The sequence below is a fragment of the Embleya sp. NPDC127516 genome, from assembly GCF_044765325.1.
Classification (GTDB): Bacteria; Actinomycetota; Actinomycetes; order Streptomycetales; family Streptomycetaceae; genus Embleya.
The window spans coordinates 22792-49038 of the sequence record NZ_JBIWJT010000038.1; the positions used below are offsets into that span (position 1 = coordinate 22792).

The window sequence follows — 26247 nt, forward strand, 5'->3', positions numbered from 1 at the left end:
GTCGGACGACGGCTCCGGTTCTCGAAGGCGCCTTTGCGCTCCATGGACACGGCATACGTCCACCGGGGGTGTCGACGCGCGCCGGCGCCGGCCGCAGGGCGGCCGTGACTCGCGTTGCTTCGGGTCGGGCGCGCAGGGGTTGATTCCTGGGCGGGCGTACGAGCGTCGCGTCGGTCGGCGTCGCGACGCTCCGCCGGCCGGCCTGCGGAAGGGCAGGCCGTCGGGCGTCGGACGAGTCCGGACTGTCTCGGACGGCGAATGCTCTGGCCGGACATCGCCGAGACGGCGAGCGTTTCCTGCGAGCCGCGAGGGCGGCCGACGAGGGAGGTCGTCATGACACAACAAATGCGGCGCGTTCCGGCCCGGGACGGGGCGGGCGACGCGCCTGCGGGCCGTTCGGAGCGGGCGGCCACGACGGCCACGACGTCCGTGCGGGGTACGGGGGCCGGGCAGATCCCGGCTTCGGAGCGCACCGTCGCGGTGGGCCGGGTCCGACCCGCGCGTCGTCCCGCCGCCGGCTCGACGCCTCAATCCGCGGCGGGACGGGGCGAATCGCGAGCGGCCGACCGCGCGAAGACCGACACCCCACCGGCGGGAACGGCCATCGCCGACGCGTCGCCCGCCCCGGGCCGTACGAGGACCATCGCCGGCGGGCGGCGCAGGCACTCGACGGCGCCCGCGAGGGACGCCTGGCGCGCCGCGGCCCGCAAGCGCGGCGGCCTGCTGGTGGTACTGCTGTGCGCGCTCGTCATCGGCGTATTCGCGCTCGTGTCGCCCAGGCCGAGCGCGAGCGAACCCGCCGCGTCGCCCGACCTCGTCGTGGACGTACCGACCTCGGAAGACACGGACGCGCCCCACACGCAGTCCGAGCCCGCCGCCACGGCACCGACGACCACTGCCGCACCGACGACGGCGGCCCCCACGAACACCGCCGCTCCGCAGGACGGCAAGCCCGCGAACGGCAAGCCCGCGAACGGCACCCCGGGCGCCGACGCGTCCACCCCGACCGCGAAGCCGCCGGCCCCGGACACCCCCGCCAATTCCGCGACCGCCCCCGGCATCGCGGTGGGCGAACCCGACCCGACGGGCCCCGCCTCCGCGACTGAGCCGACCCCCGCAGCCGAACCCGTCGAGCCGGCGGCCGAGCGGGAGGTCGTCCTGCGGTGGGGCGACACGCTCTGGCAATTGGCCGTGGACCACAACACGACGGTGGCGGCGCTCCAGGCGTCGAATGGACTCGGCAACTCCACCCTCATCTACGCCGGCGCCACCCTGCGCGTGCCTGGATCCACGGCGCTCAGGTCCACGGCGCACACGTCCACGGAACCCACCGCGACGACAACACCGGCCGCGACGAAGGCCGACACCGACACCGCCACTGATGCCGACGTCTCCCATGCTTCAGTCCCCGACACGCGTGGTACCACCGACCCCCGCAAGCCCGGTCCGGCCGCGCACGCGTCCGGCGCGGACGCTGCTGTGGCCTATGCCAAGGCCCAGGTCGGCAAGCCGTACCGGTGGGGCGCGACGGGCCCCGGCGCGTTCGACTGCTCGGGCCTGGTGATGCGAGCCTGGGCCGCAGTAGGGGTGCAACTCCCGCGCACCACCTGGGACATGGCCCGATCTGGTACCTCGACCACCCGCCGGGCTCTCGTCCCCGGCGACCTGGTGATCACCAACGGCGGCGGCCACGTGCAGCTGTACATCGGGAACGGAAAGGTCGTTCATTCCCCCGGCAATGGTAAAACCGTCACCGTCGCCACCCTCGCCTCGGCGTCCCGGGTCGTCGCGTACCGCCACGTCACCGCTGCCCGTCGCTGACAACTCCCACGTCGCGTGTCACACCCCCTGGCCCGACCGGCGCACCCTTCGACAACCGATGCAACCGCGCCGCGGCACCGAACAGACCTGAGGGAGCCCGGCGGCGCGAACGTCGAAGTGCTCTTCGCAGCGGCGGCGAGTCATCCTCCCGAGAGGGAGGACCGCAGGTCACGGTCCGAACGCGATCGCCACGGACGGCAGCTTCAAGACGCGGGCGTGCTCAAGGTGATCCGCAGCCGCGATCTGCTCCGCCTGATGATGGCTTGGCCGGAGCGCGTACCGCTGCCCGCCGTCAGACGATCAAGGTCCTGGGTGTCGTCGGCCCGTTGCTGCCGCTGGTGACCGGCTTCGCGCCGTGGCCGGCCCCGGTCCGGGCAGCGACCGTCGAGTTCGTGCTCCTGCAGATCGGTGCGATCGTCGTGCACCTGACCGGCGACCGACGGATGCGCGTGCGTGCGACCCCGGCCCCGGCCCGGCGCCGGGCCTGGGCCGACTTCATCGATGATGGTGCCCGGCCACATCCCGAACGATTCACTCTCCGAGGGCACTTCCACTGCCGGTCCGCGAGGCTCCTGCCTCGCGAACCGGCAGTGTCGTGCACCGGGACAAGCCGTGACAGATGTCGAGAAGGACTTGTCCGCCCGCCGTCCGTTCATGAGAATGACCGCTGTTTCGGTCCGTGAACGGGCCGCCACGGGGGACAGGGACGGTCGACCACGGTGACGAATACCCAACCGGGTCCGGACTCGGCGCGCACGCCGGCAGAGTTCGTGACCGCGATGCGGCAGTTACGGCAATGGACGAACCTGAGTTACCGAGCGCTGGAGCGAAGAGCCCAGGGGTTCGGGGCGAGCCTGCCCAGGGCAACGCTCGCCGGCGTACTGAACCGCCAGGATTTGCCGCGCGAGGAACTCCTCGCGGTGTTCGTACGCGCCTGCGGCGGCGACGCCGCCACGGTCGAGAAGTGGACACTGGCGCGCAAGCGCCTGGCTGTCGACCTCGAAGGCCTCGTCGTGTCGGGAATGGACCCCGACCGGCAGGAGTCCGCAGCCGATCCCGACGACGACCCCGCGCACGACGACGAACCGGCCGCACCGACGGACACAAAGCCCCCGGACGACGACCAGACCGCGCCGACCCTTGCTCCCGGCCCCGCCACCGAAGGAAGCGACACCCCGGCCCCCGGCCCCGGCCCCGGCGCCGAAGGCAACGACGGCGGCGGCATCCCGGTCTCCGATACGGGCCAGGCACACGAAGGCGACGAACTCCCGCACACTCCGGCCGAGGACGACGCCCCGTCCCCGATCGCCGACACGCCGCCCGCCGAGGACGCGCCCACGGGCTCGCGCCGGTCGTCGAAGCGGCGGATCCTGTCGGGTATCTCGCGGCGCCGTCGGCTCACCGTGACCGTGGCCACCGTGCTGCTGCTCGCCGCGGGAACGACCGGGATCGGCATCCTGCGCGACTCCGACGACGCCCGCCCGACGCCGCCGGGATCGGCCCCCGCGAACTCGCCCCGTCCGCACAGCGCTGAGCCCACCACGGTGGATACCCCGATCGCCGCCGTGAGTCCCGTCGCGGACGACACACCCGCGTCCCGGCCGTCGGCGAACAGCACCCCACCTGCGGCCGGCGCACCCAAGAGCACGCCACCGGCCCCGCCCGCACCGCGCACCACGATCACGGTGCCCCGCCGGGACGAGTACACGCCCCCGCCCTGGCCCCGGGCCACCTCGCAGCAACCCGCCTTCACCTGGCCGCCGTACAGGACCGAACCGGCCGACCCCTTCCCGGAGGAGACCTGCCACGACGTGACCAACGACTGCCTGTAGCGGGCGCTCAAACCCGATTTGCGCACACAAGCCCCACCCGGCCACCCGGCGAAACAACGCCCACCACGGCCCGACGTCGACCCGGCGAGGCGCTTTGTCATGCCCCGGAACGAGCATGGGCATTCGCCGAACATCGTCTCCGGTACGCCCCTGTCACCCCGCCGGCACGTGAACGAGCGGCACGGCCATCGCACACCGACCCGCACCGTCGTCGCCACGGGACCGAACCCACCTCCGTGAGCGTCGGCGCGGCCGAGGCGCCCACCCCGGCGCAACACGAACCACACGGCGCGGCGTCCCGGATGCCTGATATCCCGTCGAGGCGGCGCAACACCACGAACTCGCCGACCGACACCGGCTCGGACACCGGCGTGACGTACGTCCCCACCCTCGGACAGGGCCTCCGACCAGGCCGGACAGAGCCGGACTGTCCCACACGCCCACAGCCCTTGTCGCAGCCGCGACGGACGGGAAATCTCGGCTCGGACGGCGTCGACGGCCGGCCTCACATCCCGAGAACGGGACAGGCCCCGCGCCGCACCGTCGACAGCCCCGGCCGGGCGACATCCGATCCCCACGACGGCGACGGCGACGTCACGACATCGCCGCGCCTCCATCCTGGAGAACCATCATGGCGACCCGCACAACGCACCTGCGTCTTACGCTGGTCCTGGCACTGACGTTGATCGTCCTCGCCGGACTCTTCACCGCAGCCGACGCCTCATCCTCTTCCTCCTCGTCGTCCCGCAAGGCGTCCTCGAGCACGTCCGCCAAGAAGCCCGCAGCGGACGGAAAGCCCTGCGCCGGCAAGCGCGAGGCCAAGAACCCGAAATTCATCGGCACCCACACCGTCTGGCCCGACGAACCGAACTGGTCCGCCTCGAGTTGGGCTCCCATCGCGGTCAAGCTCGACAAGAGCGTCTCCCTCGCCAACAAGGTCGGCGGCACCCTGGGCGTCAGCCACGAGGGCATCAGCGCCACCGTCGGCTTCGACGTCACCAAGACCTGGACCGACACCATCAGCGCCACCCTGCCCCTGAAGGGCAAGAAGGGCCACTACGTCCTGCGCGGCGGCGCCGCCTACAAGGACTACCGATTCGACGTCTACGAACAACGCGGCCACCTGCGCCTGTTCGGCGGCATCAACGGCACCCTCACCTGCCAGGTCGAGACCCGCGTGAAGGTCGGTACCAGCACCGCGTCCAGGTTCTGGCGCTACGACTTCAAGCACAACAAGGTCTCCAAGTAGCCCCGGGCTCGACCGGAGCAATTCGACCAACCTGAGTCAACCTCCCCAACCGCCGCCGGAGAACGTGCTCTCCGGCGGCGGTTGGGCTTCACCAGCCCATCGGTGAACATTTCACCTGCCCATCGGCGAAACAACAGGTCCGTCTCCCGCGACCGGGACCACCGACCGGCACCGGAAGCACCACTGCTCAGCCTCGACCTCCGCAGCGAATACGACTTCCACGGACCCACGACCCCGGCCCGACCCACGCTGTACCCGCAACCGCAACCGCAACCGCAACCGCAACCGCAACCGCAACCGCACGCGCACCCGCACCCCGAGCCCACCGAGCCGCGTCGCACCCGAGACGGTGAACGACCGCCACCACGCGACCGTACGCGGCCCACCCGAAAGAGAACCTCCCCCGGGCCCCTGCTGCCGGCGTCGCCTCGTACGCGCACGCACGGAACGGCACACCGCACATACCGCGACGCGACACGCATACCGGGATCCGCCCGAACCCGGCGCATTCGGACCGATCGCGCCCGCATACCGCCAGGGTTTACCCGGTTCTCCTGCGCTCGTTGGATGCCGAGTGTGTGGCCGGGCGCCTAGCGTGCCGTGGCCGGGACCGTTCGCGTACAGGGTGGCGAATGGTGCCCGGTGCCGAACGAGTCCGTGATTTCCTGGAGTTCAGTGTGTCCGAAGCCCGGCGCGACGTACCCGACCCGCCCCGACCCGCACACGCCTCGCCGCCTCCCGCGGCTCCGCCCACTCCGACGTTCCCGCCCTTTCCGCCTCCGGCCGGGCCGGGGGAGGTCGGTGCCAGGGAGCGCTCCGGCGCGTTTGCGGGTGGTCCGGTCAGATGGGTCGCGCTGGTCGCGGCGGGCATCGTATCGACCGTGGTCGCCGCCTTGTTGATCAACGGCACGGACGGGGGCGGCGGACACGATCGCAAGGCGTTCCAGGACCCCGCCGGAGCGGGACCACCCGCGGCCGCGGAGCAACAGCCGATGCCACCGTTGCCGTCGATCGACACCACGGGCCGTAAGCCGACGGCGAGCGCGAAGTCGGTTCGCACGGCCGACGTTCGGCCCTCGGCGCCGCCCGCGCCCGGGAAGGACGGCAGGTTCACGGCTCGGCCCGACGACCCGACCACGTGGCCGGACGCGTGCGACATCGTCACCGCCACCGACGTCCGGGAGGTCTTTCCCGATGTGCGCGGCGTCGAAGTCGTCGGCACGGCCGACGCCCGCGGATTCCTCAAGAGCAAGGGGCCCGCGCTGCGCAGCACCACCTGCAAACTCACGCTGGACACGCCTCGGGTGATCGACGCGTACAGCACGATCAGCCTGACCGTGGACATCGTGTCGATCGCCACCGGCGCCGAGATGACCCACGACTGGGACTTCACCGCCTCGGGCCCGCGCCGGCTCGCCGACTACCGGGAACTGCCGCCCTCGGCAGGCGCGGATGCCGGCTACAGCGCGCAGGGCGGCGTGCAGTTCCGCAAGGACGAGTTCATCATCCGGATCACCCCTCTGGGCCACCTGTCCACGCCGGACGGTTACCCCCAACGCGGCTGGGAGGCCGACCTGTTGCCGCGGCTTGTTCCCAAGGCCACCGCCCGCCTGTGACCGACCGGCGGCGACGGCGGGCGTGGCGACGGACCGGGTGGGTGCACCCGCCCGGGCAGGCTCCGTGCCCGCCGCCCCACTCGACCGAAGAGCACCTTGGTGACTCGGCGGGTGGTCCGTGCGGCGACCGGTGGCGTCGGTCATCGCCCACGCGGCGCAGGCCACACCTGCGGTGAACCGTTCGACGTCGCGGATGGCGAGGCCCGTGGGCGTACACGCGGCGGCCGGCTCCACGGTCGGCAGTCGGAAATCGCAAGTCGGCGTCGCCATCGGAGTCCTCGGGGCCACGTCCCACAGGTGTCCCATCTCCGCGGCGGAACAGCAGATCAGGAGCCTTGTGAGTGTCCCGTCCCCGGAGCGGGACGACGACGGTATTGCCTCCCGCCGCCGCAGCCGGAGACGTTGGGTGTGCAGATCACACGATGTGGTCGGGGGGAGCACACCACCCGCTGAACGGTGTGAGAGATGCGAGGAGTAGATGAGTCGGCGAAGGAAGCTTGCGGGCGGTGTCGCGGTTATGGCGATGGCCTTCGGCGGAGTCGTCTTCACGGGCGGCCCGGCCAGCGCCTCCGGGTGCACGTGGGCGCCTTGTGGTCGAGCGGTGAACGACACGGCGAGCGACAAGATGCGTTACACCCTCAAGCTGGACACCGGCGGGGACCATCGGTGCAACGTATGGAACTTCCCCGGTGGGCAACGCACCGTGAGCTGTCAGCAGCAGGATCTGAACCCCGGCAAATCGGTGGGCGGGTGGCTATGGGACAAGAAGGATGTCGATGCCTTCACCTTTCCCGACACCGGATATCACGTGTCCTTCTACGGTGGCGCGCAGACGTACCACATCCGGGGAATGTGGACGAAGATCTCGAGCAGCGACACCGTCAGGTGCTTCGACACGTCCGCGTACAAGACGCCCTACTGTCATGTCGCGCTGGCCCCCTGAGCCGCACCAGGCGAGCCCGGCGGAGACGGAGCTGCGACTTCCTCCACGTGGTCGTGTCGGCGAACCTCCGCGTGCTGTCAGTCGACTCGCCGGGCGAGCACCTGTCCGGGCCATGCGTCGGACATGAAGCGATCGGTGGGGGTGAAACCGTTGCGCTCGTAGTACGCGACCAGTTCGCCCCCGCCGCCCGCCCAGCAGTCGACCCGCAGCAGCTTCACGCCGGCCCGCCGGGTCTCGTCCGCGGCATGGGCCAACAGCGTCGACCCGATGCCGTGGCCGGCGTGCCGTCGGTCGGAGACCAGTAGCCGGACGTAGCGCTCGGGTTCCTCGGCCGGCGCGATCGGCACCAAGGGGTTGGGTCCCGTGTCCAACACCAGGGCGCCGACGAGTACCCCGTCCAACTCCGCGATGTGCGGGTCGTGGTCGGTCATGTACCGCTCGACCCGCGCCACCCCGCCGGGTTTCTGAGAGTACGGTGTCGTGCCCCACTGCTCGGTGTTGCCGCGCTCGTTCATCCAGGCCACTGCGGCGTCGAGCATGTCCAGCACGGCTGGTGCGTCGGCCAGGCCGCCCGGTCGGATCCGTATGCCATGAGTGGTGTCGTTCACGGCGGAAGTCTAGACAGCGTCGGCGGATCGGAGCCGAAGCCATGAACCCGAAACGATGAACCCGAAGCCATGCACCCGCTGCGCTGCGCTGCGCCGCGCCGAACAAGACCGGACCTCGACGGTGACGTCCATCATCGACGCGGGCGCGTAGCGGGCGTGGGCGGTCGCGATCTCCTCGCACGAAGCGGTGAAGTTGCTGGGCCGCGCGCCGTACGCTTGGTTGCCGACAGGAATGGTCGGGTCGCGACAGAGGCGTAGATGGGTGCCTGCGGGAGGCGTTGTGGAACTCCCCCGCGCCGCCGACGTGATCGGGGTGGGAATGGCTAAGCAGGATCGCGACGACCGGGCGTCCGGTCCTCCGCACCTGCTCAATGGCGCGCCTGGCGTCGGTCATGGTGCGCAGTGTGTGGATACGAGCTCCGGGCTCAGGAGGGGGCGGGCCGTGGCCTTCGAGCGTGACGCGTTGCCCGTCATGGCGACCGGCCGACACTGCTCGTTGATCGCGGCCGCATGAACTGGTCCCATTCGTGGGCCGTTTACGCAGTTCGGCGCGGGGATGCACGCCCAGGCCGAGGCGGGACGCCGTTGTTCGCCCCACCGGGTCTGCGGGCCGCCACAGTTGATCCCACCGGGCCGTCGGGGGCTCGTCCGTGGGCGGCTCCGGCACGTGTCGGCACGGTCGAACGGGGAATCGCGGCGCCCGCGAAGGTGCATGGGAGGAGGCACTGTGGCTCGACGACGATCGGTCGGTACCCAAGACGCCGATGTGCACGGTGAAGTACTTCACCCAGTGCCGTATCAGGCGACGTCCGTCCTGACGTGACGTTACGCGCCATCCGGATTGCCCCTCGGATCGCGCGTCGGCCGCGAGCTGTGTCCGTGGCGGAACGCATGCGGGTGGGGTGTCCGTGTGCTCTGCGCCGTCCCGCCGGCTCGCTGTCGATGGTTCGGAAGAAGGGCGCGATTCTTTCCGGGGCTCCCCGGAACCGTGGGTGCGCGGGGTGGTGACCACCGGAGCCGTAGTCCGGCCGGCGAGCCGCTGGGTCCTGCCCGGCGGATCATGTGGCTCGTTCAGCGTCGCCGCGTCGGTTGGTTGGCATGGTCATGGGGCGGGGAGACGTAACGAATGAGTTTCGCGCGGGGCCTATGACGACACCCTCCGAGGACTGCTACTCCTGCCGGCAGGACGCCTCGTACGACACCCTCCCGCCTCGCGAACGGATCGCCTCCGACGTGCTGTGGAGGGTGACGCACTCGGTCGGCACGAGTCTGCCGGGTTGGCTGGTCCTGGTCCCCCGGCGACATGTGACCTCGATCGCGAACCTGACCGATGACGAAGCCGCCGGTTTGGGTCTGTGGCAGGTCCGCCTGGCGCGGGCACTGCACGAGACGACCGGCTGCGCCAAGACCTACGTGGCGCAGTTCGCCGAGAAGCCGGGATTCGAGCACGTCCACTTCCACGTGGTGCCTCGGATGGCGGACCTGGCACCCGAGTTGCGTGGCCCCAAGGTGTTCACCCTGTTGCACCCGACCGGGGCCGAGCGGGTGTCGACCGTGGAGATGGATCGGGTGGCCCTCGCGATACGCAAGTGCCTCGGACAGGACCACGGCCGCGTTCACGACCCCCGGATCGGCTGACCCTCCTCCCGGTCGATCCCGCCGGTACTGTCCGGTTCCGGCTCTGAAGGTCGTGTCCGCCTCGGCAGGAACGGGCAAGGCTGGTGATGCCACGGCGGTCGGTGAGGCGGCTCAATCCCCAGCGACCGTGAGTACGATCTTGCCCTGAACGTGTCCTCGGGCGGCGCGTTCGTGCGCTGCTCGGGCATCCGCGCGCGCGAATGTGCTGTCGATCGCGACGCGGACCGTGCCCGCGTCGAGCAAGCGACCCGGTTCGAACGAGCACCTCGCCCGGCCCCGGAACGGGAATCGGCACCTCGGCGTAGCGCAGAACCTCGGGGCCACCGTGTAGCGCAGAACCTCGGGGCCACCGTGCTCATGGATCCGGATCGCCCTCATCGTGTGTCGGCATCGTCTTCTCCTTCTCCTGCCCGTGCTGCGGTATAGGGCTATCCGGATCAGTGATCCATATAAGTGGCCCACTGATCCGAACATGTGAACGCGCCACCCGGCAGAACTGCTGCGCGTGGCCGCCACCGACGACTGCCCCTTCCACCCCAGGCCTTCCGTCTCCGGGGCCCGTTGGGTGCTGCCGCGTCTGGTCGGCGAGGTTGCGTACGCCGCCATCACCCGCGCGGGACTGCTCCGACACCCTCGTGGCATCGCCTGCGCCTCGACCTCGCCCCGGGCGACGTCGCCCGACCGCGGACCGGGCGACGTTCCCCGCAGATCGGGCCACACTCGAACGATGGAGATCATCGAGGCGCACGGCTACCTCGCCGTGCCGGGTCTGGGTGACGTGGAGGTCGACGTCGACCTGTACGACTGGCCGCCGGCCGAGCATGTCGGTCCGGTCGCGTGGAGCGCGGTGATCGCCGAGGGCCCGGAGCTCGCGGTCGGCACCAAGGGCGAACTGCACGTCGACGGCGAGAACACCGAGATCGGCCACCCGTTTACGGTCATCATGAACGCCGGCCGCGTCACCCGGATCTGCGGCTGCGAGAACACCTGAGGCTCAGTCGAGGCCCGCTTCGGCGCGCAGCTCGGCGATCTCAAGGTGCGCGGCCGCGAGATCGGCGGCCATCCGTCGCGTGCCCTCGGCTACACCCGCGTCCCACATCCGACGTACGAGTTGCTCGGCGGCGGCCTGGTCCAGGCCGGTCGCCAATCATCACGCGTTGGGTCAGGGTCACGGTCCATGTCTCCAGAACATCCCGCCGGCTCGTACTCCGCACGGCGAGGACACTCGTCACGCCGCAGCCTTGCCGACAACGGGAGCGCGGCGCCGGAACAGGGCTTCACCATCACCACGGCAGGCGAACGCCGCCGCGTTCCCCTCGACTTCGACGACCTGAGTGCGACCGGACCCAGCGTCCCCGAGTACGCGGTCCGATCGCACCCCTGGTCAGGGCGTCGCACCCGGGCGACGCTCGTTACCTCGTCGCCCGACGGGTCCGCGAGAACCGCGACGCTCTCCCGACCTGGAACGCGAAACGCCCCAAGAGCCCCGAGGCTCCCGAGTGGGACGGCCCGATCTCCATCCACCCGGACGGCTCCGTCCTGGCCATGCGCCTGCTTCCGGAGGCGCCCCGACGCTGAACACGCCTCGGTGCGGGACCGCAGATCGCGTCCGTTCGCGCCGGGCCGTTCGTGGTCGCGGTCGAACATCTCGTCCGGCCCGAGGAGTGTCGACGGCGGGCTCCACGTGCATAACTCCAGTTCTCATCACTGGAATTATGACGGGTGCCGGGGTTCCCGTCTCCGGTGGAGGTTCGGTCCGTCCGCCGGAGGAGGACAGCGGCCGAATCCCTATCCTGCGGGCGCGACGCCACACCGCCTCTTTGCGGGCTTGCGAGCATCGAGGACGCTGGGGCGACCGGCCGGGCGGGTGTCAGGATCCGTTGTAGAGGCGGTCGAGGCCGACGAGTTGGAGGTCGGGGTTGTCGGTGGCGGCGGTGTGCAGGTCGTCGGTGAAGCCGTCGCCGCTGAAGCAGAGCAGGCGGGTGTGGGTGGCGTCGACGCCGTCGCGGGCGGCGAGGAGTTCGCGGATGCGTTCGAGGCGGGCCAGGTGGGCTCGGCCCATCCGCGCCTTCCACTTGGCCTCGCCGATGGCCAGGAGGGTTTCGCGGCCGTGGTCGTCGCGGCCGAAGACGGCGACGTCGACCTCGAGGCCGTTCTTGGCGGCGGGGTCGGGGATGGTGCCGGACTGCACGCGGACGCGGTGGCCGCCGAGGGTGTCGGGCGAGGCGTACCAGCGGGTCCAGGCGCGGCAGACCTGTTCGAAATGGGGGCCGACGACCTTGCTGAGGAAGGTGGCCTGGGAGCGGGCCCATACGTCCGCGGCGTGACCGGGACGCTCCAGGTCGCTCCACTCGGGGCGCATGACCGCGTGGTGGAAGGACACGATGGGCTCGGCGATGCGGTACGCGGAGCGTTTGCCGTGGAAGGCGTCGGGGTCGCGGATGATCATCCCGGTGTCCTCCAGGACCACGAGGGCGTGACCCAGGTCGGTGGACTTGCGCGCGAGGTAGCTCGCGATGCCGCCTCGGGTGTGGTTGCCGTCGGCGATCGCGGACAGGACGCCGTGGTAGAGGGCGGTGTCGCGCAGGTCGGGTTCCTCGGCGAGGAGGAAGCGGGCCTCGCGGAAGAGCGGGCGTCCGGGGTTGAGGACGTTGCGCTGTACCCAGGGGTCGAAGTCGTCGAGGTCGGCGGGTGCGTCGCCGAGGGTGAACTCGCGGGCGTAGGCGGGGGTTCCGCCGACGACGGAGTTGACGAGGAGCGCCAGGGTGGGGTCGTCGATGTCCCAGAAGCGTGCGGCGAGCCGGTAGTCGAGGGTGGGTACGACCAATTCGAGGCTCGCGCGGCCGCGCAAGGGGGCGGTCCCGGTGAGCAGGTTGCCCATGAGCGAGAGTGCCGAGCCGCACAGCAGCAGCCGGATCGGGGCGCCGCCGCGGCGCGCGTTGGGTCCGAGCGCGCGTTGCAGGAGCGAGGGCAGTTCGGGGGACGCCTTCGCGAGGAAGGGGAATTCGTCGATGACCACGGGCATGGGCCTGCCGTCGGGGACGGGGATGGCCATCAGGGTCTCGACGGCCTCCTCCCAGTGCGCGAACCGGTACGGGATCGGCTGGCCGGTGTGGCGCGCGAGGGCCGATCCGAACTGGCGCAGCGACTCGGCCTCGGTGGCCTCGGTGGCGGAGAAGTAGAAGCCGCCCGTCTCGCGGCACAGCGCGTCCAGAAGGAACGTCTTGCCCTGGCGGCGCCGCCCGGAGACCACGCCGAGCGTGGCCTCGCGTCCGGGATAGGCGGCGAAGCGCACGAGCTCGGACCACTCGAAGTCCCGGTCGAACATGTCGGACGGCTTGTGCACGATTCCACCCGGGACGTCGGCAATGATGAACGTATCTATTATAACTGTGGTTATCAATGGTTTCTCGACCGTGCGTGCGTGTCGTGCGTGCAAAGAAGCGGGGCGGCGGTGTCGGCACGGCGGCCCGGTCGAGCCGCTCCCTGTTCGTCCCGGGCGACGGCTCAAGCGCCCCGACCGCGACGACGCACGGCCACCGACGCGGGACACCATCGGTCGCGGGCGGGGATCGCCGTCGTGAATGCCGCTCAATGGGTCCGCACCGGATAGACGTGGACGATCATCTCTACGGCCACCAGTGCCCAGCGGTCGCCGATCGCGGCGATCGGTGATCCCGTCGGTGGACCATCGTCGGGCGCCGGTCGCGAGGTCGTAGGCCGTCACCTTTCCCGAGGCGTCGGCCTGGGGGCCGCTCTGGTCGGCGACCAGCACCGTGTCGCCGAGCAGGAAGGGCGCTCCGCTGCAGGCCGGGTCGGCACCGCGATTCTGGTCCCCCACGGCAACCCCCGGCGCATCCGCGCCCTTTCCGACCGTTGCGGGCTCAAGCGGGCGATCATCCACGGCACGATCCAGGCCGGCCCGCGGTGACTATCAGCGCATCGTGGCCCGATGGCAACTGTCGGCTGGCGTTGTCTCGAAGGTGACGGTGAACGACGGCTGATCCGGGTGCTGGGGTGGGCGGCCGGCCCCCGATCGGTGGGGAACCGATCGGCGGCCCGTGCGTCCACGAGGTGATGCGCGATCGGCCCGGCAATCACCGCAGGGCCGGAGCGGAACGCCGGGGCAGGGGGACCATGGGCAGCGGGGGCAGCGGGGGCAGCCGTGGCGTGGGCGGTCGGGCCGGGATGATGTGGTGTTCGGTCGCGCTGACGGTGGCCGGGACGACGGCGTTCGTCCGGTTCGTGAACGTGGCGGAGGCGCGGTGCCTCTACGAGCCGGTGCCCGTGCGTGAGTGGACGCTGCTCCTGGCCGCGCTGACGTGTGGTGCGCTCGGGCTGGTGCTTTTCCACCTCGGCTGGATTCGAGCTCTGCGAACCCGTTCCGACCGCGGTCGCCGCGGTCTCGCCTTCGCGCTCGCCCTCGTCTTCAGCCTCCCCACCTACCTCCTGATCCCGGGCGAGTTGCACCTGATCGGCGAGCTTCGCGACAAGCACGGGGTTGGGGAGGTGTCGGACTGCTTCGGCCGAGCTGCCGCGGTCGTCGAACCGCCGGGTACAGGCGGTGGTGCGTCGCGCAGTGGGGACCTGCCGTTCTCCGGCTGCCCCGATTGAGCCCGAGACCGAACGAGGCGGGTGCGGCCGCGGGCGACGCCGATGCGCCCGGTCCAGGAGTGCGCCGCGGGTCAGCCGCGCCCGGCCGCCGACCTGCCGTCCGGGACGTCCGCCTGCGTGATGCGTCTGGTGAGGGTACGCCAGGGGCGGCAGGCGACCACGGGCAGCCCGTGCTGCGCGGCCCGGTCGGCGAGCCACCGGGAGTAGCGCACGCCGACCTCGGCCCGCTGTGTCTGGCTGCCCAGTTCCGGCTCGCGATCGGCGTAGTTGGCGACAACCTGTGTGACGTCGTCCTCGTGCAGGAACACCGCCCGTACGCTGCGCCCGGCGGCGGCACCCGCGCGGATCGCCCGGGCGGCGGCGGCCGGGGTGATGTAGTCGCCTTCCACGACGGCCGGTACGGGGACGGTCAGCCGATTGCCGACGACGCCGACGACGGCGGGTTCCATCGCGATGGCGGTGGCGATCTGGAGTTGCAACTCCCGGTCGGGACTCGGCGGCGCGGAGTCGGGAAGCCGATTGAAGTGGTGCAGGCCGGGATGGGTCTCCGCGTCGGTGATGGCCTGAACCGCGCCGACCACGTCGTCGAACTCCACGATGAACGCCCCCTGCTCCCGGGCCAGTTCGGCCGCCGCCCGACTTTTACCCAGACCCGAGGCGCCGCCGAGGAGCAGGATGTCCCACCGCGTGTCGATCATCGATCGACGGGATCGCAGCCCGTCGGATCGATGTCGCGCCCACCCTGCCACGACCGAGGCGCCGGTCCGTCGCCGCTGCGGCGCGTACCGTGGTGACAGCTGTCGTCGCGCCACGATGATCGCGCGGCGAGCGGACTGGGTGGACCGGGCGGGCCGTGAGCGCGCGCCGATGCGGCGCGGCAGGGGCAGGACGTTTTCGAGAGAGCCGGAGTACATGGCCACGGCGCCGACGCGGCTGGACGACGTCGAGCCGTTCTGAGCGTTGCAGCCTGCCCAAACACCGGTACAGGGAAGAAGTCCGCATCTCATCCGTCCCGGGACAAGGGGTTCGACCAGCCTGTTCCCGGGCCGCCGAACGCTCCGGCGTGGACGTGTGCATGACCGGCCACTCTCCCGGCGCGGTCTGATCACCACCGGCCGCAAGAAGCGGAAGAAGCCCGAGAAGCTACGGAAGCAGGTCGGACACGGCGCGAACAGCCCGGTGTTCTGGTGCTGCGTGGAGGAGGGCGAGATGTGGGGGGACCCTGCCGCCACCGAGGGCATCGGGCTGTAGGCGCAGGGCCCGCCCCTGTGGACCGGGCGCGTTCGTGGCGGGTTGGATGCGGCCATGGAAGTTATTCTCACGGCCGCCGTCGCCGTCGTCGGGACCCTGCTGGGTGCCGCAGCCACTCACCTCTTCGCGTTGCGGGAGCGCAGACGCAGTGCGCAGGTCGAGCAATCCGATCGGTTGCGGGCCGAGCGTCTCGCGGTGTGCGCCGAACTCGCGGAGTTGCTCACGCACTTCCGCGGGGTCCAGCGCGCACGTCGCGTGCTCGAGGTCGGGGCCGGCAACGCCGCCGAACTCGCCGAACTCAAGGCCGAGGCCGACCGGACCCGGACCAGCAGTCGCGGTGCCATCTTCCGACTGCGTCTGCTCGGGGCCGACCCCGGTCTCGTCGCGCTGGCCACCGACGCCCGCGAAAAGGCGATCGACACGCACAAACCCGATGCCGACGGCCGTCGGCGCATCGAGGACGCCCGAGCCGCGGTCGATGCCTTCGTCGAGGAGGCGGCACGCCGTCTCGCCGCGTAGGCGCGGAACTCGCCTACGCGTTCTCGCGACCTCGCGTGGTGGCGCGCCCGGTTGTCGCGTCGAATGAGGGGAGGTTATCCGACGCGATGCGGACGGCGGCGCGCCACCGTCCGCATCGTCCTTCGACCACACCGTCCGGGTGACGCTGCCAGTAGCTCGCTGCCGCGCCGCGTCCCGCATCATCCGGTGCCGACGGGGCCCCGTGCACCGCACCGTAACCGCACACGGTGCGGCAAACGGGGGCGCCCGTCGTTCACCTTCGTTTCGCTCCGTCACGCTCCTCGGGGAAGGGGCTCCCCCTGCCGCACTGCGTATTCACCCACCAACCGTTCCATGGCCTCCAGCAGGTCCCGGTGAACCTGTCGATGCCGTCGTTCGGCTCCGGAACGCCGTCCTCCACGCACCGGATCCTGCGCAGCGCAGACGACAACGTCGTGGACACGGACTCGAGTTCGGCCAGGACCTCAGGCGAGCCGGTCCTCTGGATGTCGGTGATCTGCGCCACGTATGCCTGCCGGATGGTCTCGGCGTCGTCGCCCTCCCGATCGCGGACCCGGCCGCGTTGGACGGCGACCGCGTAGTTGAGAAGCTGTATCCGGTATTGGCGCGCGGCTGCGTTGGCCGTGACGTAGGACGCCCGATTTGGCCTCCAGGCGCGGCCTGGACACGGCGTGGCGGCTATCGGCCCCGGCGAGGGTCTGTTGGTGCCGATGCGTGTCCGACTGTGTTTGCTGACAGAGACGTTGCGCGACGCCATCCACTGCTCGGCGCCGTCCTGCCCGACGGTGACGGTGTGCTGCGCACCCGGTGGTGACACGCAACGCGCCGGGCGCGCCGGGCAATCCTGCGCCTCGGGAGTTGTTCAACCAGGCCAGGTGTCGTACTTACGAGTCACAAAGAGGTCGTCCATGCGCCGGCGTGCGTCGTCGGTGCCATGTTCGGTGTGGAGCAGGACCACGGCTTCGTAGCGTTCGACGAGGTCGGTCGGGACGGCGGGATGTGACCCGATGCCCCGGCCGGCGTGCGGCCGGAGCGGCTCGGTCAGGCGTAGTCGGTGATCCACCCGCCGCAGGTCACACGGGTGTTGGCCTTGTAGACGCAGGCCCGGAACTGCACCATCCACCTTTCCGGGATCTCCAGATCCACATCCAGGGTGTAGCCGACCCCGACGGTGTTGCGTGCGCGGTACAGCGGATCGGCGTTGCCGACGTAGTACTCGGCGACGACGGCCATGCCGTCCTGCTTGAAGTCGCGTACGTAGAGGTGCTCGCCGTAGGACTTGAACCGCACTTCGCCGGCCCGGGTGCCGTTGGTGTAGACGGTGGCATTCACCACGGGTTCGCAGGTGGTGCACTCGGCGCTCGCCGGGGAGGCGAGGACCGTCCCGCCGCCCGCCAGCACGGCCGTGGTGCCGAGGACGCTCAGGAGTTTGGTGCGCAGCTTCATGGAAGCCCATCTCGTGTGGGATGGCCGCCGGAGGCGGCGTGCTACAGGGAGGATGGACCGTGGGGCTGAGGGCCTCACGATCCCGACCGCGCGATCGTGACGGGAACGATAGAAGCAATCCGGCAGCCCGCGATACGGCTCCCGTGCACCGTTTTCCGCCCGGCATGGGGTGCGGGTGCACCACTTCCCGTCGCGATGGTGGCTGCTGCACCACGGTCCACCTCGGTGCGATGCCTCGGGCATCACCCGAAGGCTGCGCCGCATCGCGACCGTGCACGCGAATCGCCTCGGTGGGGAGCGTCGGGCGGGCTGCGGCACACTCTCCGGCTCATGGTGTGGAAGCATTCGCGTAACGCGTACGCGTCATGGTCGAGCCGAACGTCGGCGTGCGGAGCCTCTCTTCGGACACGTCTGCAATCCGCACCGAGCCGAGGTCCAGCGTCTCGAGGACGCGCTTGACGAGGCCGACGAACACGCTCGACAAGCCCTCCTGAACATGTCCGCCGGGCACCTGGGTCGGCAGTTCCGGCCGCCTACGGTGAGTCGCCGTGCGCGCACCTGTTGACGTGTCGCGTCGAGCGGGCGACGGCTCTCCTGCGGCGGGGCGACCTCAGTGTTACGGAGGTCTGCTTCGCGGTCGGCTGCGCGTCGCTGGCAGCGTCCACCACCCGCTTCACCGAGCCGGTCTGCCTGCCGCCCGGGGCCTTGCGGCGCCAGGCGGCGGACGCGGCGGACGGCCATGTCCATGTGCGGGTACGGCCGGCGATGCGGGGTCGGCGATCAAGGTGGAGGGGATGCCGGCGTGCGTGGCGAAGCAAGTCTCAGGACCGGTCAGGAATGGAGAAGCCCCGGCCGCCGCGCGGCCCCTAGCGTGATGGTCATGGCAACCACCGCTTCCACCGCAGCCAGCACGTCCCTCGCGTCCCTCGCGTCCGTCACCCTCGAGGTGGCCGACCTCGAGGCCGCTCGCCGCTTCTACAGCGCCTTCGGCGTGGACACGTACATAGACCTGCGGGCGTCCGAGGCGCACTCCACCGGGTTCCGCGGCTTCACCTTGGCGCTCACGGTGTCCGGGCCGGCCACCGTCGACGGCTTCGTCGGCGCCGCCGTGGACGCCGGCGCCACGGTGCTGAAGCCCGCGGCGAAGTCGCTATGGGGCTACGGCGGCGTTGTCCAGGCCCCGGACGGGACGATCTGGAAGATCGCGACCTCGGCGAAGAAGGACACCGGCCCCGCCACCCGCGAGATCGACGAGGTCGTCCTGCTGATCGGCGTCGAGGACGTGAAGGCCACCAAGCAGTTCTATGTCGGCCGGGGCATGACCGTGGCCAAGAGTTTCGGTGGCAAGTACGCCGAGTTCGCCCCCGGTCAGTCCAGCCCCGTCAAGCTGGCGCTGTACAAGCGCCGTGCCCTTGCCAAGGACCTCGGCGTCCCCGCCGACGGCACCGGCTCGCACCGCATCGTCCTCGGCAGCACCGCCGGCGCCTGCACCGACGCGGACGGGTTCGTCTGGGAGACTGCCGCGTCGCTCGCCCCCACGTTGTCCTGACTCCCGACCCCCACTCCCGCCCCGCTCGACCCTGTACCGCCTGACCCGCCGGGTGCTCGGCGAACGGTTCGGTCGGCCGGTCCTGTTCAACCATCGGTCACATTTCTCCATCCGGTCCTGTCATACCGATCGACCGGCGAACACGCGCCGATGTGACGGCCGGGCCCCCAGCCCGGATGTCCGGCACGCGTCCATCCACCCTCTGTGCAAGGAGCACGTCATGAAGGCGCACGTCAGCTCGATCCTCCTCGGTGTCCGGGACATGGACCGGGCCAAGCGGTTCTACGCCGAGGGGCTCGGCTGGAAGGTCAAGAACGACTTCGGCATCTCGGTGTTCTTCGACTCGGACGGCGCGTCGCCGGTCGGCTTCTACGCTCGCGAGGGTCTGGCCGGCCAGGTGGGCACGGATCCGGAAGGCAGCGGCTTCAGCGGGCTGGTTCTGACCTACGTCGTTCGCAGTGAGGCACGGGTCGACGAGATCATGGCGGAGGCCGGTAAGGCCGGCGCCAAGATCCTCAAGCCTGCCGGTGCTCTGCCGTGGGGCGGGTACGGCGGCACCTTCGCCGACCCGGACGGCTATATCTGGAGTCTCGGCTACAGCGCCCAGGGAACCGACCAGCCCTACGCCGAGTAGCCGCGATCTCTCGCCTCGCAGCCGTCCGGGACGGCGCGGCGCGTGCCGTAGCCGTTCTGGGCACGGCGATGATCCCGGTGTGGGCAGTGGGAGCGGCCATCGGAGCCGGGCGGGCCGGACTCGCGCTGAGCCGGCAGAACAATGGGAGAAGGATCATGAAGTTTCGCACCCTCGTGGAGCCACCCGAGCCCATGCGGGGCCTGGAAGTTCCGCCCGAGGTGGTGGCAGCGCTCGGCGGGGGCGCGCGGCCGCCGGTGACCATCACGGTCAACGGGCATTCCTGGAAGAGCCGGGTCGCCATCCTGCGAGGCCGCCACCTGCTCGGTCTCAGCAACGCCAACCGGCAGGCCGCCGGTGTCGCGATCGGCGAGGAGGCCGAGGTCGAGTTGGAGCTCGACACAGAGCCGCGCGTCGTCGTCGAGCCCGCGGACTTCGCCCAGGCTCTGGACGACGACCCCCTCGCCCGCGCCGCGTACGACAACCTCGCGTACAGCCACAAGCGCGAGCATGTGCGCGCCATCGAGAGCGCGAAGAAGCCCGAGACGCGCCGACGGCGCATCGAGAAGGCCATCGCCACCCTGCGGGGCTGACCCCTGAGAAGCGAGACCCCCGGCTATGGAGGGAAACCCTGACCTGCACCGACCCGCGGCGGCCTCATCGCCCCGCCACCGGACCCGGGCGCCGATCGGGACGGTCATGCCCCGCTCGGCGAACTGTCCGGCGGCGGCACGGCCGCCCCTTTGATCTGTTCGCGCGGGTGACCGAGAAGGGCCGACACCCCTCCGCTGTCCGCTCGCGGCACTGGGCGCCGCCATGGACCGGGTGCTCGGCGCCGATGTGAGCGTCTCCCGGGCGAGGTCTATGCGCAGGACGCCGCTACGGACGAGGCACGGCACCGGGCCGTCGAGGCCGAGGTACGTTCCGATCGGCGCGGGAGAACTGCAATGAGCCACCACGTGCGGTGCGGCCTGCGGGCGGACCGGGAGCGCGGTGCCCTTCGCCGCGCGACAGGAACGAACTCGACACGGGCGGGCACGTTTTGGCGGATGGGGCGACACGGACTCGACCATTCGCGCAGCGCCGGACCGGGCCCGTCCACCGAGCGCTCACCGACCATCTCCTCTTGTCCGGAAGCCACATCGAATCTCGTGGAGGACCCGGCCCCGACGGAATGCGAGAAATCCGCATCCACGTCGTACACCGGCTGTCACGATGAGGCGACAGTACGGTCACCCCCGCGACGAGGAGGTCATCCGGTGAGTGATGTCCAGCCCCGACCCGCCGACGGTGTCGGACCGGCCGACGCCGCCGATCCGGACGGCCGCGCCTCGGCGGCGTATCTGATCGACGAGGCACTGGCCTACCTGTACCCGGCCGCGCTTCGGGCGGCCGCCGCCGTCGGGGTGGCCGACCACCTGGCCGAAGGCCCGCGCACCGCGGCCGAGTTGGCCGGCCCGACCGGCACCGACCCGGCGTACCTCCACCGGGTCCTGCGACTTCTGGCCACGAGGGGCCTGTTCGCCGAGGACGGCACCGGGGCCTTCCGGCTCACCGCCGCCGGCAGCGCGCTGCGCACCGACGCCCCGCTGTCCGTGCGGTCCGCTGTCCTGATGATCACCGACCGCACCATGTGGCTGCCGGCCGGTGAGATGGACCGCTGCCTCCGCGAGGGCGGGTCGGGCTTCGACGCGATCTTCGGGATGCCGTTTTTCGACCACTTCGCCCAAGACGCCGCCACGGCAGCCGTCTTCCACGACGGCATGGCGGCCATGTCCGACCCGGAGGACCAGCCGATCGCCGACGCGTACGACTTCCCCGAACACGGTGTGGTGGTCGACGTCGGCGGCGGCCACGGCGGTCTGCTCCGGGCCGTCCTGCGCGGCCGGCCCGCATTGCACGGCGTGCTCTACGACCGGGAGCACGTGTTGGCCGGCCACCGCCTGGACTCCCCAGACCTTGCGGGACGTTGGCGGCTTGCCGAGGGTGACTTCTTCGCCTCCGTTCCCGACGGCGCCGAGGTCTACATGATGAAGCGGATCACCCACGACTGGGACGACGAGCACTGTGTGGCCCTGCTGGGCAACTGCCGCCGCGCGATGGCCCCCGGCGGGCGTGTCCTGGTCATGGACGCCGTCGTCCCGCCCGGCAACGTCCGGCACCAAGCCAAGGCACTGGACCTGATGATGATGGCCTCCCTGGCCGGCCGGGAGCGCACCGCGCCGGAGTTCGCGGCTCTGTTCGCCGAGGCCGGCCTGCGGCTGAACCGCATCCTCGACACCCCCACGGTGTTGTCCGTCGTGGAGGCCGTTGCCATCGACTGACCCAACGGCCCTCCGCTTCGGCAGGGGTGCGGCCTTTTCCGGCCCTGGGAGCCGATGACCAGGGGTGCGCGCGGGTTTCGTATGCCGCAAAGGACGGTGACCCGGCCGAGCCCGAGGGCGCCGGCCACGTCGACCCGGAGCAGTCCGGCCCGATCGAAGCGGACCTGGTCGGTATCTCCACCATCACGGTCGCCCTGCCGCGTCGCCACCGGGCACGAGGGGCGTGCCGCAGTGACCGGTGAGACCGGTGAGCAGGCCGCGAGGTTCCGTGACGCGCGTTACGGACGGCGTCCGAGCGGGGCCTGCCCGGAGCTTCGCGACGGGTGAGGACGGCTCGCACCACGTTGGTCCGATCGAGTGGCCCTGTGGGAGCGGCATGCCGTGGCACGACAGTATCCGCGTTCCCGGACAGCGGACCGCGTCTGCTCGGTGCCGACCCCGGTCTCGTCGCGCCGGCCACCGACGCCCGCGAAAAGGCGATCGACACGCACAAACCCGATGCTCGACGGCCACCGGCGCATCGAGGAAGCCCGAGCTACGGTCGATGCCTTCGTAGAGGAGGCGGCACGCCGTTTCGCCGCGTAGGCGCGGAACTCGCCCACGCGTTCCCGCGACCTAGCGTGATGGCGCGCCCGGTTTGTCGCGTCGGATATGGGGAGGCTATCCGACGCGATGCGGACGGCGGCGCGCCACCGCGCAACCGCCCGTTGTCGCGGCCGTTCCGTGCCCGCGACTACCGCCCCCAGTCCGCCACGACGCTCGAGGAGCATGCAATGCGAGACGACGATTCGATCGTAGGGAACCTGGGGCCCACCACCTGGTCCCAGCGGGACGCACTGGCGTACGAGGTCGCCCTCGAAGGCCTGAACCTCCTCACCGCTCGATACACCAGGTTGGTCCACGAGGAACAGCGCAGCGCGAAACCGGACCCGATGAAGATCCAGGCATGGGAGGCGGAACTCGACCGCTGGGCCGACATCCCAGGGACGCTCACGCCCGCGGACCCCGAGAAGGTCGAGGAAGTCACCGCGACCTGCAGCGCGCTGCTCAAGACACTCAAGAGCGGTCGATGACCGACGCCGACCGCGATCGCCACGACTTATCCGAGGCCCAGAATCAGCAGATCTTTTGCTGTCAGCACGGCGACCCACCAAGCATTATCACAATTTGTCCCAGTATGGCCGGGGAAAGCTGGGTCATTCATCGGCGCCATGCCTCGATGAGATCTTCGGGGCCCCACCGGAGTCCGATCGGTTCGCTGGGAACGTCGTTGGCGATTCCGGAGAGGGAGACCACGGCGAGGGTGGTCGAGCCGAGGGTGAAGCCGGGTACTTGGGGAGCGGCTGCGGCGAGGTCGGCCATGTCGTGGCGGTCGAACGGGCCCGACAGCCACTTGATGGAGCCGACCAGGCGCACGTGGCGGGCGACGGGTGCGCGGTCCGCGGCGACGAGGTCGACTTCGGGGTCGAAGCGGCGGTTCCACCAGCCGCCGACCGCCTCGATGTCGTCCCACGGCAACCTGCCGTCGCCGGCGGCGAGTTCGAGCGCCTCGCGGGCCAGTGGTTCGACGGCGCGGCCGCGCCACGCGGCCCAGCGGCGTTCGACGAGTCGGTAGGCGGCTTCCGGACGGCCCCGCCGTACCTGCTCCTGGGCCATGCGAAGGACCGCGAGATACAGGCGCAGGTTGCTGTCCTGGACCCGGTAGAGCGCCGGTTTGCCCGGCTGGGTAGAGAGGGGCTCGTCCATCGCGAGGACACGTTTCTCCTCGACGAGGCGGCGCAGTACGGGGGACAGTGAGCCGGAGGGGATGGCGCCGCTTCTGCCGCCGGCGGTGGCGGCGATGTTCGCGTGGGTGCGATCGCCGCCGCCGACGGCCTCGAGGACCCGCCGGACCTGGTCCGGGGCGGGGAACTCGGCCAACAGGGACGATTCCGGGATGCCGAAGACCGGGGAGGCCGGGTCGGCGCACTCGGCTTGGAGGAAGGGAAGTGCGGGGGTGCCGTGTGGCCAGGCGCGCAGGATGCCGGGCAGTCCGCCGCAGACCAGGTGCGCGTCGATGGCGTCGGCGGCTCCGAGTCCGAGGGCGTCCGCGGTCTCGGCCGGGTTGAGCGGGCCGAGCACGAGGTTGTCCGCGCGGCCGTAGAACGGCCGATCGTAGGCGGTGAGCCGTTCCATCATGTGCAGATCGCTGCCCAGGAGCAGCAGGAGCACCGGGTGCTTGGACAACAGTCGGTCCCACGCGGTCTGCAACGCTCCGTCGAAGAGGCTGTCCTGCTCCGCCAGCCAGGGCAACTCGTCGATCACCACGATGGTGGGTCGGTCGGGCAGGGCGGAGGCTAGGGCCCGGAAGGCGTCCGGCCAGCTGCCGGCGCCTCCCGAGGGTACCGATTCGGGGTCCCCGGGCAGCGACGACTCCGCCAGCTCGGTCAGGAAGTCCGCCACCGCCTCGACCGGCGAGGCGCCCTTGGTGGCGGTGAAGAACACGTACGGTACGCCGGCCGCGTTACAGAACTCCTGCACCAGGCGCGACTTGCCGACCTGACGTCGACCGCGCAACGCGAGCGCGGCCCCGGCGCCCGTGGCGGCCACCCGCTCGAGACGCTTGGCCAGCAGTGCGAGCTCAATGCGTCGACCGACGAACGACATCCCGTTCTCCATCGAGCTAGGAATGAGCTACATAGATTCAATCTATGTAGTTGGTGTCTACATAGATTCATCCTACCCTGATTTGCCTTTAGTGAAAGGTTCCGGCGGCGTGCCCTCGAGGCCGTTTCCGGCGGCGGGGGCGGGGATGGCGCCGGTGCCGGATTGCACGCGCACGCGGTGGCCGCCGAGGGTCTCGGGGAGGTTTACCGGCAGGTCCAGGCGCGGCACAGACCTGTTCGAAGTGCGTGTCGACGATCTTGCCGAGGAAGGTGGTCCGGGATCGGTCCCACACCTGTGCGGCGTGGCCGGGGCCCTCCAGGTCGCTCCACTCGGAGCGCAGTGCCGTGTGGTGGAAGGACACGATGGGTTCGGTGATGCGGTACGCGGAGCGTTTGCCGTGGGAGGCGTCGGGGCTGCGGACGATCATCCCGGTGTCCCGCAGGTCCGCGAGGGCGTGGCGTGGCCCAGGTCGCTGGAATTGCCGAGAAGGTCGCCCGGGAGATCGGCGGCGTCCCGATCCCGGCGAGGTGCCGATCGGCGGTCTCGAGTCGCGGTCCGCCCCCGCATTGTCAACCCTCCGCGAGTGGCACACGCTACATTCTCCCCGGTGGCGGCCGGACGTTGGGCCAGGTCGGCGGACAAAACCTGGTGCGCGGCACGGTCCCAGCCGAACTCGGGATAGCGTGCCCAGGATTCCACAAACCCGCGAAACCGATCCCAGGTCGGGAATTCGGCGCGGAAGTCGTCGCGGTGGATGTGGGTGGCCTCGTCCACATTGCCGTAGTCCATGTGCCTCGCCACTCCGTTCGGTTCTCGTGGGGCATGCAGGAAGCGCAACCAGCGTCGACCGTCCGCGTCCCGGCCCTTTCGACCAGGAGCGCGTCGAGCACCTCGGCCAGTTCCGCGGGCGTCGCGAGATTTGCGGCGGACGATGCTCGACGCCACGCGGCCGAGCGTGTCCTGGTCGACGGTGGAAACCGACGCGAGGTCGCGCAAAGTGCGGGCGGGTGTGGTCACCGGCAGGCCGTCCACCAGCTGCCACTCGGTGGGCGCGAGCCCGGCCACGTGGACAGTGGTCCGCGACTCCGCGGGTTCCGGCACGGAGGTGCCCGGCGGCAGGGTGAACTCGGGCCCCGGGCCGGGTAGATCGCCCAGGCCGTGGACCCGGGAGGCCGAGCCGTACGAGACCACCCCGGCGGCCGGCAGGTCCCGTTCCCAGCCGGGCCGCGCTGGATCCAGCAACAGCCAGGCCGCGCGCAGCCGGGGAAACATCGGCCTGGCGCCGCCTCGGATCCGCAGGACCAGCCTCGGGACGCCCTATTCGGCGACCCCGGCGTCCACCAGGGCGACCAGCATCGTGTCGTCGGCCCCGGTGAGCAACGCCTGCCGCACGGTGACCTGTCCTGCCTGTCCCTCGGCAAACTCCGCCACCTTTCCTGCGATTTCCAACATTTGGTCCTCCTCGTCACGGGGTTCGGGTCCGAACCGGGCGATGTACGGTGCACGGTTCGACCACGCGGGCTCGCGGTCGCGCGTGCGACCACGCGCTCATGTCGGATT

26 protein-coding genes and 4 pseudogenes are annotated in these 26247 nt (G+C 70.7%); 17 read left to right on the plus strand and 13 right to left on the minus strand.

The window, feature by feature from the left end:
- Nucleotides 1-333 precede the first annotated feature (333 nt).
- The gene (locus ACIRL2_RS43755; protein ID WP_402240180.1) at nt 334-1821 is read left to right on the plus strand and encodes an NlpC/P60 family protein; all 1488 of its coding nucleotides are present in this window, start codon (nt 334-336) and stop codon (nt 1819-1821) included.
- A 203-nt stretch (nt 1822-2024) separates the two neighbouring features.
- On the opposite strand, the gene ACIRL2_RS43760 is transcribed toward ACIRL2_RS43755, so the two are convergent.
- The gene (locus tag ACIRL2_RS43760; RefSeq protein WP_402240182.1) at nt 2025-2375 is read right to left on the minus strand and encodes a hypothetical protein; all 351 of its coding nucleotides are present in this window, start codon (nt 2373-2375) and stop codon (nt 2025-2027) included.
- Between the two features lie 165 nt (nt 2376-2540).
- On the opposite strand from ACIRL2_RS43760, the gene ACIRL2_RS43765 reads away from it, so the two are divergent.
- From ACIRL2_RS43765 to ACIRL2_RS43780, 4 genes are all read left to right on the plus strand, one after another.
- Nucleotides 2541-3653, plus strand: a complete 1113-nt coding sequence (locus ACIRL2_RS43765; protein ID WP_402240184.1) for a hypothetical protein — start codon at nt 2541-2543, stop codon at nt 3651-3653.
- A 631-nt stretch (nt 3654-4284) separates the two neighbouring features.
- Entirely contained in the window at nt 4285-4902 is a 618-nt protein-coding gene (locus ACIRL2_RS43770) for a hypothetical protein (RefSeq protein ID WP_395873071.1), read from the plus strand.
- A gap of 881 nt (nt 4903-5783) precedes the next feature.
- Nucleotides 5784-6518, plus strand: coding sequence for a hypothetical protein (locus ACIRL2_RS43775; RefSeq protein ID WP_402240185.1), 735 nt, complete (start codon nt 5784-5786; stop codon nt 6516-6518).
- Nucleotides 6519-6996: 478 nt separating this feature from the next.
- Nucleotides 6997-7461, plus strand: a complete 465-nt coding sequence (locus ACIRL2_RS43780; protein WP_395873073.1) for a hypothetical protein — start codon at nt 6997-6999, stop codon at nt 7459-7461.
- A gap of 77 nt (nt 7462-7538) precedes the next feature.
- Here the strand turns inward: ACIRL2_RS43780 and ACIRL2_RS43785 are convergent, their stop codons facing one another.
- Together ACIRL2_RS43785 and ACIRL2_RS43790 are read right to left on the minus strand one after the other, a co-directional pair.
- Nucleotides 7539-8069, minus strand: a complete 531-nt coding sequence (locus ACIRL2_RS43785) for a GNAT family N-acetyltransferase (RefSeq protein ID WP_402240187.1) — start codon at nt 8067-8069, stop codon at nt 7539-7541.
- Nucleotides 8070-8352: 283 nt separating this feature from the next.
- A pseudogene (locus tag ACIRL2_RS43790) lies at nt 8353-8463 on the minus strand (MBL fold metallo-hydrolase); the annotation flags it as partial.
- A gap of 752 nt (nt 8464-9215) precedes the next feature.
- Between ACIRL2_RS43790 and ACIRL2_RS43795 the strand changes: the two are divergent.
- On the plus strand, nt 9216-9707 hold the full coding sequence (locus ACIRL2_RS43795; RefSeq protein WP_402240189.1) for an HIT family protein: 492 nt from the start codon (nt 9216-9218) through the stop codon (nt 9705-9707).
- A 111-nt stretch (nt 9708-9818) separates the two neighbouring features.
- On the opposite strand, the pseudogene ACIRL2_RS43800 reads toward ACIRL2_RS43795, so the two are convergent.
- Nucleotides 9819-9962, minus strand: a pseudogene (locus ACIRL2_RS43800) (zinc-binding dehydrogenase); the annotation flags it as partial.
- Between the two features lie 235 nt (nt 9963-10197).
- On the opposite strand from ACIRL2_RS43800, the pseudogene ACIRL2_RS43805 reads away from it, so the two are divergent.
- Nucleotides 10198-10484: pseudogene (locus ACIRL2_RS43805) on the plus strand (hypothetical protein); the annotation flags it as partial.
- On the plus strand, nt 10435-10698 hold the full coding sequence (locus ACIRL2_RS43810; protein WP_402240192.1) for a hypothetical protein: 264 nt from the start codon (nt 10435-10437) through the stop codon (nt 10696-10698). The pseudogene ACIRL2_RS43805 and the gene ACIRL2_RS43810, both read left to right, overlap by 50 nt.
- 3 nt (nt 10699-10701) lie before the next feature.
- Here the strand turns inward: ACIRL2_RS43810 and ACIRL2_RS43815 are convergent, their stop codons facing one another.
- Nucleotides 10702-10854, minus strand: coding sequence for a hypothetical protein (locus ACIRL2_RS43815; RefSeq protein WP_402240195.1), 153 nt, complete (start codon nt 10852-10854; stop codon nt 10702-10704).
- A 723-nt stretch (nt 10855-11577) separates the two neighbouring features.
- Nucleotides 11578-13053, minus strand: coding sequence for an ATP-binding protein (locus ACIRL2_RS43820; protein WP_402240197.1), 1476 nt, complete (start codon nt 13051-13053; stop codon nt 11578-11580).
- Between the two features lie 791 nt (nt 13054-13844).
- On the opposite strand from ACIRL2_RS43820, the gene ACIRL2_RS43825 reads away from it, so the two are divergent.
- Nucleotides 13845-14321, plus strand: coding sequence for a hypothetical protein (locus tag ACIRL2_RS43825; RefSeq protein ID WP_402240199.1), 477 nt, complete (start codon nt 13845-13847; stop codon nt 14319-14321).
- 71 nt (nt 14322-14392) lie between these two features.
- Here the strand turns inward: ACIRL2_RS43825 and ACIRL2_RS43830 are convergent, their stop codons facing one another.
- Nucleotides 14393-15019: a hypothetical protein gene (locus ACIRL2_RS43830; RefSeq protein ID WP_402240201.1), complete on the minus strand. Its 627-nt coding sequence runs from the start codon at nt 15017-15019 to the stop codon at nt 14393-14395.
- A gap of 373 nt (nt 15020-15392) precedes the next feature.
- Between ACIRL2_RS43830 and ACIRL2_RS43835 the strand changes: the two genes are divergently transcribed.
- Entirely contained in the window at nt 15393-15572 is a 180-nt protein-coding gene (locus ACIRL2_RS43835; RefSeq protein WP_402240204.1) for a hypothetical protein, read from the plus strand.
- Between the two features lie 54 nt (nt 15573-15626).
- Nucleotides 15627-16091 (plus strand): hypothetical protein, encoded by a 465-nt coding sequence (locus ACIRL2_RS43840; protein WP_402240207.1) that lies wholly within the window; start codon nt 15627-15629, stop codon nt 16089-16091.
- A gap of 253 nt (nt 16092-16344) precedes the next feature.
- Here ACIRL2_RS43840 and ACIRL2_RS43845 read toward each other — a convergent pair whose 3' ends face one another.
- The 3 genes from ACIRL2_RS43845 to ACIRL2_RS43855 form a co-directional block, all read right to left on the minus strand.
- Nucleotides 16345-16848: a hypothetical protein gene (locus tag ACIRL2_RS43845; protein WP_402240208.1), complete on the minus strand. Its 504-nt coding sequence runs from the start codon at nt 16846-16848 to the stop codon at nt 16345-16347.
- 284 nt (nt 16849-17132) lie between these two features.
- The gene (locus tag ACIRL2_RS43850) at nt 17133-17537 is read right to left on the minus strand and encodes a hypothetical protein (RefSeq protein WP_395873084.1); all 405 of its coding nucleotides are present in this window, start codon (nt 17535-17537) and stop codon (nt 17133-17135) included.
- Between the two features lie 328 nt (nt 17538-17865).
- Nucleotides 17866-18012, minus strand: coding sequence for a hypothetical protein (locus ACIRL2_RS43855; protein WP_402240304.1), 147 nt, complete (start codon nt 18010-18012; stop codon nt 17866-17868).
- A gap of 15 nt (nt 18013-18027) precedes the next feature.
- Here ACIRL2_RS43855 and ACIRL2_RS43860 point away from each other — a divergent pair.
- The 6 genes and pseudogenes from ACIRL2_RS43860 (at nt 18028) to ACIRL2_RS43885 (ending at nt 23114) form a co-directional block, all read left to right on the plus strand.
- A pseudogene (locus ACIRL2_RS43860) lies at nt 18028-18412 on the plus strand (helix-turn-helix domain-containing protein).
- 5 nt (nt 18413-18417) lie between these two features.
- On the plus strand, nt 18418-19086 hold the full coding sequence (locus ACIRL2_RS43865; RefSeq protein WP_402240210.1) for a glyoxalase: 669 nt from the start codon (nt 18418-18420) through the stop codon (nt 19084-19086).
- Nucleotides 19087-19306: 220 nt separating this feature from the next.
- A complete protein-coding gene (locus ACIRL2_RS43870; protein ID WP_395873086.1) occupies nt 19307-19720 on the plus strand; it encodes a VOC family protein in 414 nt (137 codons plus the stop codon).
- Nucleotides 19721-19875: 155 nt separating this feature from the next.
- On the plus strand, nt 19876-20310 hold the full coding sequence (locus ACIRL2_RS43875) for a YdeI/OmpD-associated family protein (protein ID WP_395873087.1): 435 nt from the start codon (nt 19876-19878) through the stop codon (nt 20308-20310).
- 666 nt (nt 20311-20976) lie between these two features.
- On the plus strand, nt 20977-22041 hold the full coding sequence (locus ACIRL2_RS43880; RefSeq protein WP_402240214.1) for a methyltransferase: 1065 nt from the start codon (nt 20977-20979) through the stop codon (nt 22039-22041).
- A gap of 773 nt (nt 22042-22814) precedes the next feature.
- Nucleotides 22815-23114, plus strand: coding sequence for a hypothetical protein (locus ACIRL2_RS43885; RefSeq protein ID WP_402240216.1), 300 nt, complete (start codon nt 22815-22817; stop codon nt 23112-23114).
- 127 nt (nt 23115-23241) lie between these two features.
- Here ACIRL2_RS43885 and ACIRL2_RS43890 read toward each other — a convergent pair whose 3' ends face one another.
- The 3 genes from ACIRL2_RS43890 to ACIRL2_RS43900 all read right to left on the minus strand — a co-directional run bounded on the left by ACIRL2_RS43890 (nt 23242) and on the right by ACIRL2_RS43900 (nt 26139).
- A complete protein-coding gene (locus tag ACIRL2_RS43890) occupies nt 23242-24687 on the minus strand; it encodes an ATP-binding protein (RefSeq protein ID WP_395873090.1) in 1446 nt (481 codons plus the stop codon).
- 423 nt (nt 24688-25110) lie between these two features.
- Entirely contained in the window at nt 25111-25959 is an 849-nt protein-coding gene (locus ACIRL2_RS43895; protein WP_402240219.1) for a hypothetical protein, read from the minus strand.
- A gap of 45 nt (nt 25960-26004) precedes the next feature.
- Complete coding sequence (locus ACIRL2_RS43900; protein WP_402240222.1) at nt 26005-26139, minus strand: hypothetical protein; 135 nt, start codon at nt 26137-26139, stop codon at nt 26005-26007.
- Nucleotides 26140-26247 lie beyond the last annotated feature (108 nt).